Consider the following 6,534-nt stretch of genomic DNA (forward strand, 5'->3'; position numbering starts at 1 on the left):
CGGTGGCCGCTAAACATTAATTTGTTGCGCATTCTGTTTCTCTTAAGAAATGCAAGCGATCAGGGATAGCACCGATTAAATAAGGGGGCTTGTCACTATTGCGCGTCGCTTCGCTTGCGGATAATCCATTTCGTTTACTAAACGATGAACGGATGGCGTGCCGTCTGTGGCGCGCAGCGCTGGCCAGCAGGCATGGGGCCCTGACAAAGGTTGATATGCATTGGCTGAGAGGATTTGCGTTGTCTTTGTCTTTGATGTCGCCGGCAGCCGGACAGGCTGACGCCCGACTGGAACGCGTCATGCAACGCCTGGAGGCCGGCGAGGCCATCACGCTCGCGACGATTGGCGGCTCGATCACGACCGGCTATGCCGCGCAGCCGCCCCGTGAACTGGGCTGGGCAGCGCTGCTGGCCAAGTCACTCGGCGCCAAGGTCAGACTGGTCAACGCTGGCCTCAGCGGTACGGACTCCGCCGCCGGCGTGCAGCGCCTCCAGGCGCACGTGCTCGACCAGTCGCCCGACCTCGTCATCGTCGAGTTCGGCGTCAACGATCAATGGCTGGACCCGGGCGTGCGCGGCAGCAGCTTTGAGGCCATCCTGCGCCGGCTGCTGAGCGCCGAGCAGCCGCCTGCCGTCGTCGTGCTCGGCCTGATCCAGCAGGGCAACCAGGCGCGCGACGCGGTCGACCTGCAGCTCAAGCTCGCCGCGCACTACGGCCTCACGGCGCTGGACTTCGGCCGCTGGATGCACAACCGCGTGGAGGCTGGCCTGGACCGCTGGGCGGCGCTCTACGACGAGCCGGTGCACCCGAACGCGACCGGTCATGAGCGCATCGCGCAGGCCCTGGCGCAAACACTGCGCACGGAGCGCCTGCTGCCGCCACTCCGCGCGTTGCGGGAAACGTTGCAGCAGAACAGCAAACGCGGCACGGCCAGACGCTTGCCCGGGCCGCTGCACGGCCGCGCCCACGAGTTCACACGCCTGCTGACAGGCGACACGCTCAGGCCCTACCAGTCGCACGGCTTCGAGCGCGGCGGCGAGGTGCACCCCGAGTGGACCGGTCAGCAGCCCGGCTGGGTCGCCAAGGCCGAAGACGCCGAAGCGCGCTTCCTGGTCTACGGCCGCGAAGTCGCGGTCTTCCATGCCGAAAGCGAGCACTACCGCAATCTCGAAGCCCGCGTGGACGACGGCCCCTGGGTCAGCGTGCAAGGCCATGTGGCCGAGCGCAAGGGCTATCTCGGCTGGCGCTACACCGTTGTCGGCCGCGACCTGGAGCCCGGCGCCCATCTGCTCCAGGTGCGCGTCAGGCGGGACGAGTGGAAGGGCAGCGGCCGGCCCGCGAGCCTGCTGGCCGTCATGTCCGCCGGCATCTTTCCGCCGGAGCTTCATCCCAGCGCCTTCGTCCGCACCACGCCGTCGGCGGCACCGGCGCTGATCAGCCCGGACGACGGCAGGCTGCGCTGGATAGGCCGCATCGCCGCGGCGCCCGGTGCCGCCAAGCTGCTGGCGTGGAGCGGCACCGAGATGCGCGCACGCTTCACCGGCGACCAGCTCACGCTGCGCCTGGCCCCCTGGCGCGGCGGCATCAGTCACTTCACGGTCGAAGTCGATGGACAGCGCCACGCCCTGGCACTGCGCGGCCAGGGGCCTGCGGATTGGCAACTGCAGCTACCGCCTGGCCAGCACGAGCTGCGCCTGCTCAAGCGCACCGAGGCCTCACAGGCGGAAGCCCTCTTCCTCGGCCTGCGCCTGGCCGCGGGCGGCAAGCTGCTCGACCCGCCACCGCCCCGCCCGCTGAAACTGGTGTTCTACGGCGACTCCATCACCGCCGGCGCCTGCAATGGCGACATCGGCGAGGACCAGTACGCCGACCTGTCCACGCACGACGGCACCAGGGCCTACGGCGCGGTCACCGCAGCGAACCTGGGCGCGGACTATGTCGGCATCGCGGTCAGCGGCATCGGCATCACGGCGACCTGGGATCAGCTGCTGATGCCCGAGGTGTGGCACCGCTTTGCGCCGCGGCTGGACGCGGCCATCGCCCCACCCGACCCGCGCGCACCGGATGTGGTGCTGCTCAACCTCGGCCAGAACGACCACGGCTTCCCGGCGTCCATGGGTCAGCCGATGGCGGCCGACTTCGGCACGCGCTACCTCGGCTTCGTGCGTCAGCTGCGTGGCCGCTATCCCCACGCCGGGCTCGTGCTGCTGACAGGCGGCATGACGGCGCCACGCGAGCAGCCTGCCATTGCGCGCGCCGTGCTGGGTGCCGTGCAGGCGCTGCGCGGCGAAGGCGACGCCAAGGTGTGGAGCTACCACTTCGAGGCCTTTGCCTGGGCCCACCCGCGCATCGACGTGCATGCCCAGATGGCCGACGAGCTGACCCGCTTCCTGAACGATGAGGTACTGAGATGAAGCTTCCCGGCCTTCGTTGCCTGCGCCTGCTGTTCAACCCGGTGCTGCTTGTTGCGCTTGCCGCGTGCGGCGGTGGTGGCGGCGGCGCGACAGCCGCCCCTGCGCCTGCCGCCGCCGACCCTTGGGCGGCATACCCGACCATGCCGGCCGGCACGCCGCCCGGCGCCTCGGCCCAGGCCCGCGCCGCCGCCGCGGCGCTGGCCGGCGGCATCAACTTCGGCAACATGCTGGAGGCGCCCACCGAAGGAGCCTGGGGCCTGCGGGTCGAGGACGAATTCATCGATCTCGTCGGCCAGGGCGGCAGCCCCGCCGCGGGGCATGTCATCCGCGCGGTGCGCCTGCCGGTGCGCTGGAGCAACCACGCCAGCCTGGACGCCGCCGCCACCATTGACGCTGCCTTCATGAGCCGGGTCGAGAGCATCGTGAACCGCCTGCTGGCGCGCGGCGTCACCGTGGTGCTGAACATGCACCACTACCACCAGCTCGACGGCGACGCCACCGAGGCGGGCGAGGCCAGCGTCGCGGCTGACGTGGTGCAACTGCGCTTCCTGGCGATGTGGAGACAGATCGCCGAGCGTTTTGCGGCCGCAGGGCCGGGCCTGGTGTTCGAGCTCTACAACGAGCCGCACAACAAACTCGAAGCCGACTGGAATACCCTGGCCTCGCGCGCTCTGCGCGTGGTTCGGGCCAGCAACCCGAGCCGCGTCGTCATGATCGGCCCGGTGCAGTGGAACAGCCCCTGGGCGCTGTCCAGGCTGCAACTGCCAGCCGACGCCAACCTGCTGCTGACCGTTCACCACTACGAGCCCTTCGCTTTCACGCACCAGGGCGCCGCATGGGTCAACCCGTCGCCGCCGCTCGGTGTGGACTGTTGCGACGCCACCCAGCTGGCCAGGCTCCGCGAGGGCCTGGACCTGGCCGCCAACGAGGCCAGGCGCCTGGGCTACCCCGTCGTGGTCGGCGAGTTCGGCGCCTACAGCCGGGCGGCGCCGGCGGCCCGCGTGCGCTATCTACAAGCCATGCGCGCCGAGATGGCCAGCCGGCAACTGCCCTGGATGTACTGGGAACTGGCCTCGGGCTTCGGCCTCTACGACCCCCAGGCGCATGCCTGGCGGACCGACCTCGTGCAGGCGCTGTACGGCCCCACACCCTGATCCCTTTGGAGGAGACGACCCATGAAACTGCTCATTGGCGCCACGCTGCTGCTGGCCGCGGCCACCGCCCACGCCGCCCCGCTCGAGTGGCGCGGCATCAGCCTGTCCAGCGCCGAATGGGGCGAGAAACTGCCCTTCCCCGGCGTCTACGGCAAGGACTTCGTCTACCCGACGGTCGCCAGCACGGCCTACTACCAGGCCAAGGGCATGAACCTGATGCGCATCGCCTTCCGCTGGGAGCGCCTGCAGCCGATGTTGAACGGTGAACTGGACGCGGCCGAACTGGCCCGCCTGCGCGAGTTCGTCGATGGCACCACCGCGCGCGGCCTGCATGTGCTGCTGGACCCGCACAACTACGCCGCCTACAAGGAAGTGCATGTCGGCAAGCCCGAGGTGCCCATCGCCGCCTTTGCCGATTTCTGGCGCCGGCTGGCGCTGCAGTTCAAGGGCAACGCCAAGGTCCAGTTCGGCCTTGTCAACGAGCCGCGCAACATGCCCACCGAGACCTGGGCCGACGCCGCCCAGGCCGCCGTCGATGCCATCCGCAAGACCGGCGCCACCAACCTCATCACGCTACCCGGCAATGGCTACACCGGCGCCTGGAGCTGGTTCGAAAGCACCTGGTACGGCACACCCAACGCCGACGTGATGGGCCGCGTGCGCGATCCGCTGGGCAACATGGTCTTCGAAGTCCACCAGTATCTGGACAAGGACGGATCGGGCACCCACACCGAATGCGTCAGCCCCACCATCGGTGTCGAACGGTTGCAGCGCTTTACCGCCTGGCTCCGGGCCAACAAGCAGCGCGCGCTGCTGGGCGAACTGGGTGGCGGCGCCAACGCCGTCTGCGAGCAGGCCGTGACCGGCGCGCTCAAGCATCTGCAGGCCAATGCCGACGTCTGGACGGGCTGGCTGTGGTGGGCGGGCGGCCCGACCTGGGGCGACTATTTCCTGTCGCTGGAGCCTGGCAAGGACGGCAAGGACAAGCCGCAAATGCGCTGGCTGGCGCCCTTCCTTTCCGCCAAACCGTGATCCTCCGCACGCGGCATGAGCTCATGACGAAAGCTTTGTTGGGCTTTCTGTCATCCATCGGCAGACTGGCGCCGTTGCAACCAGCACCGACAGCTTCTCGCCCCGCCCGATGTGTGAGCTTTTCGCCCTCAACAGCCGCCAGCCGGCCGCCGCCACCTTCTCACTGAGCGGCTTTGCCGCCCGCGGCGGGCGCACCGCAGACCATGGCGACGGCTGGGGCGTCGCCTTCCATGAAGGCGAGCGCTGCGAAGTGGTCGTCGAGGACAGCCCGGCGGCCGACTCTGCCAAGGCCCGGCACTACGGCCACCACCCCGTGCGTGCGCGCAACATCCTGGCCCATGTCCGCAAGGCCACCCAGGGCGCCCGCGCGGTCGAGAACTGCCACCCCTTTCGCCGCGAATGGGCTGGCCGCATCTGGGTGTTCGCCCACAACGGCGACCTGAAGGACTTCCACCCACAGCTCTCCGGCGGCTTCAAGCCCGCCGGCCAGACGGACAGCGAGCGCGCCTTCTGCCTGCTGATGCAGCGCCTGCAGCAGCACTTCGGCAACCACCTGCCCGGCTGGCCCGAGCTGGCCGAGACGCTGACGCCCTGGATCCACGAGATTGCCGAGCACGGCCGCTTCAACCTGCTGCTGACCGATGGCCGCGCGATGCTGGCGCATGCATCCACCAAGCTGCACTGGCTGCAGCGCCGCCCGCCGTTCGGCCACGTCTCGCTGCGCGACGGCGACCTCAGCGTTGACCTGGCCACGGTGAACAACCCGGCCGACCGCATGGCCCTGATCTCCACCGAGCCCCTGACCCACGAAGCCTGGCAGCCGTTCGCGGCCGGCGAGGTGCGCGTGTTCGAGGGCGGCGACTGCCTGTTCGTCAGCGAAGGCGTGGCCGTGGCCGCCGCGGCCTGAGCCGCAGCGGCCACGGCCTGCAGCGCAGCTCAGTCCAGGCGGATGCCGGTGGCCGCACGCGGGTAGAAGGCGTTGTCCCCGGCCGTGCCGCTGCCGCCCTCGCCCCAGGCGTTGTTGCCCCAGCTCCAGACCGAGCCGTCGCGGCCACGCGCCAGCACATGGGCGCCAAAGGCCAGCTCGTCGATGGCCGGCAGGCCCGCGATGGCGCCGGGCACCGGGTAGGTGCTGGCCGTCACGTCGCGCCCCAGCCACTGCAGGTTGCCGATGCCGCCGCCCCAGCTCAGCACCGTGCCGGAGGCGGTGAGCGCGAAGCTCGTGCCAATGACGGCGCCGAGCTGCACCACGTCGGTCGGTGAGGCCAGCTCGACGGGCACCGCGCGCGCCACCAGCGTGCCGTCGCCGAGCTGGCCGGCGCCGTTGGAGCCCCAGGCCCAGATGCGGCCGGCCTGCGACAGCGCCAGGCAATAGCGGGTCACGCCGACCGGATCGAAGTTGCAGACGGCCTGCTTGAGCGCCGGCAGGCCGCTGACCGCCTGCACGCTGCTGCCGTCCACCAGGCTCAGTGCGCCGGCCGCGTCGAGCGCCGTGATCGCGCAGGTGTTGGAGGTGTGGGCCACGTCGATGCGGCCGATGCCGGCGAGCCCGGCGATCTGCGTGGCGGTGGTGGCGCTGAAGCGCCAGACGCTGCCGTCGCTGCGCAAGCCGTAGGCCGCGCCGTCGAAGCAGGACACCAGCTGCCGCAGCTTGCCGGCGCCGGCCACCTCGGCCGGCGTGGCGCTGTAGCCGTTGCCCCAGGCCAGCACTGTCCCGTCGCTGCGCAGCGCGAAGGACTTGTTGAACGGCGGCGCGACGCGCGTGGCGGCCACGGCGACTATGACGCCCAGCCCGTCGACCTGGCGCGCCGCCGTGCCCGCGACGGCACTGCCGGCGCCACCCGACATCTGGCTGCCCCAGGCCAGCACGCGGCCATCGGCCGTGACGGCGAGCGAATAGCCCGTGCCGGCGGCGATCCTGACGCTGCTCGGTG

5 protein-coding genes are annotated in these 6,534 nt (G+C 70.2%); 4 read left to right on the forward strand and 1 reads right to left on the reverse strand.

What is annotated here, in order from left to right; genetic code table 11:
* The first annotated feature begins 299 nt into the window (after positions 1 to 299).
* The 4 genes from ACT6S0_RS14745 (at position 300) to ACT6S0_RS14760 (ending at position 5,507) form a co-directional block, all read left to right on the forward strand.
* Entirely contained in the window at positions 300 to 2,414 is a 2,115-nt protein-coding gene (locus ACT6S0_RS14745; protein WP_444764572.1) for a GDSL-type esterase/lipase family protein, read from the forward strand.
* Positions 2,411 to 3,568 carry a glycoside hydrolase family 5 protein gene (locus ACT6S0_RS14750; protein ID WP_444764573.1) on the forward strand — a complete coding sequence of 386 codons (1,158 nt, stop codon included), beginning with the start codon at positions 2,411 to 2,413 and terminating at the stop codon, positions 3,566 to 3,568. The genes ACT6S0_RS14745 and ACT6S0_RS14750 overlap by 4 nt, the downstream gene beginning before the upstream one ends.
* Before the next feature lie 21 nt (positions 3,569 to 3,589).
* Positions 3,590 to 4,600 carry a glycoside hydrolase family 5 protein gene (locus tag ACT6S0_RS14755; protein WP_444764574.1) on the forward strand — a complete coding sequence of 337 codons (1,011 nt, stop codon included), beginning with the start codon at positions 3,590 to 3,592 and terminating at the stop codon, positions 4,598 to 4,600.
* Positions 4,601 to 4,709: 109 nt separating this feature from the next.
* Complete coding sequence (locus ACT6S0_RS14760) at positions 4,710 to 5,507, forward strand: class II glutamine amidotransferase (protein ID WP_444764575.1); 798 nt, start codon at positions 4,710 to 4,712, stop codon at positions 5,505 to 5,507.
* Positions 5,508 to 5,536: 29 nt separating this feature from the next.
* Here the strand turns inward: ACT6S0_RS14760 and ACT6S0_RS14765 are convergent.
* Positions 5,537 to 6,534 (reverse strand): RCC1 domain-containing protein (locus ACT6S0_RS14765; RefSeq protein ID WP_444764576.1); only part of this gene is annotated, 998 nt, incomplete at its 5' end.

Source organism: Roseateles sp., from assembly GCF_052436255.1.
Taxonomy (GTDB): domain Bacteria; phylum Pseudomonadota; class Gammaproteobacteria; order Burkholderiales; family Burkholderiaceae_C; genus Pelomonas.